This is a genomic window from Wolbachia endosymbiont of Pentidionis agamae (assembly GCF_036711655.1).
Classification (GTDB): domain Bacteria; phylum Pseudomonadota; class Alphaproteobacteria; order Rickettsiales; family Anaplasmataceae; genus JAZHPY01.
In genome coordinates this window covers 1-1,396 of record NZ_JAZHPY010000129.1, presented here as the reverse complement: position 1 = coordinate 1,396, position 1,396 = coordinate 1, and the positions used below count along the sequence as shown (strand labels likewise).

Annotated in this window: 1 tRNA gene; it reads right to left on the bottom strand. The window is 34.8% G+C overall.

Going from position 1 to position 1,396, the window contains the following annotated elements:
* Positions 1–180: 180 nt before the first annotated feature.
* A tRNA-Ser gene (locus V6U76_RS05255) sits at positions 181–270 on the bottom strand.
* Positions 271–1,396 lie beyond the last annotated feature (1,126 nt).

The following is a 1,396-nucleotide window of genomic DNA, read 5'->3' as shown; positions in this document are numbered from 1 at the left end:
ATACTAAAGTATATTATACTAAAGTGTTCGCCTTAAGGCGAGGGTGTTAACCCACTTAATTATATAAAAGGAAAGTTAAAAACAATGAAATTCTCCGTCTTTAAAGCTTATGATATGAAAAATACTTGTAAACAAGCTATAAGTCTTAGAACTGACCAAGTTATATTAAGCTTCTAACAGCGGAAGGAGGGGGATTCGAACCCCCGATACAGTTTATAGCTGTATAACGGTTTAGCAAACCGTCGCCTTCAGCCTCTCGGCCACCCTTCCTAGACTTAGGATAGCTAAAAATAAGACTAAATACAATGTGAAAATTTTTGAACTAGAGGCCATCTGCAAAACGATAGGAAGAAAAAGGCATACAACCTCTCTATTGAGTCTTACTCTGCTCAATTTGATATTTTCTTTTTTAGTAGATTGAAGGTTTAATGCCCACATCGTGGGATTGTAAAAACCCCTCGCCTTGAGGTGGAGATACGTACGCGACGTTATTGGTACAATGCACACTCTAAGTACGATGGTATGGATTCCAAAATACTGCAAGGGTGCTGGTAGAACAAATTGCTGTTAGAGTTAGAGAGAGGCAGATTGCCATGGAAAATTAGATATAGGTCGCAGTAGATCATATGTTTATATCGTATAAACCACAGAAAAGCGTGAGTAAAACTTTTGAATGGAACAAGCTCAATGTTGCTGATGTAGGGTTTCGCGAGTTTACGAAAACAATGGATACTTGGCAGTAAGTTCTGGCACCATCACAGATGAAGTGATACTAAGAGTATATCTCAATACAGGAAGGTGAGCCTGTTTACGATAATTTCAAATTGATTGGAATTTAACACTTCACCTTATAGATGGTTGTTGAGTTTTATATTTTTTGTGATGTTAGACCTCTTTCGAAACTCAAAAAAGAAGCTCCAGATTGTAAATTCCAGCAATCAAATTAAATCTCAATCCAAAATTAAATCTCAATCCAAAACGTTTTCGTCGATTCCGATACCGATCTTAGATAATTTTGAACCTTTTCAATAATCCAATCACGTTTTCTACTATCACTCTCTTACTCATAAGTTCTTGATTCTATTTCTTTTGTTCTCTGCTCCTTTTTTGTTTTCCTATGCGGCATTTAATATTTTCATGAATTTTCTTAAGACCAATATATCTGATAAAATCTTAATGTCTATATGTACTTTTGATTCCTTGAATATCCGAAATCGTGCTTTCTAGCGTTTGAAAATGATGTATACATAATCTTCTTACTATGTTTTTCTACAATTAACTGAGTTTTTAGTGTATGTTTTTTCTTCTTACCTGAAAATTTTCTTTGCTTGGTCTTTCTATAACGCTAATTCTGGATTAAGAAAGGAAGAAAGAGAAGGAAGGCTTTTTGGATTTC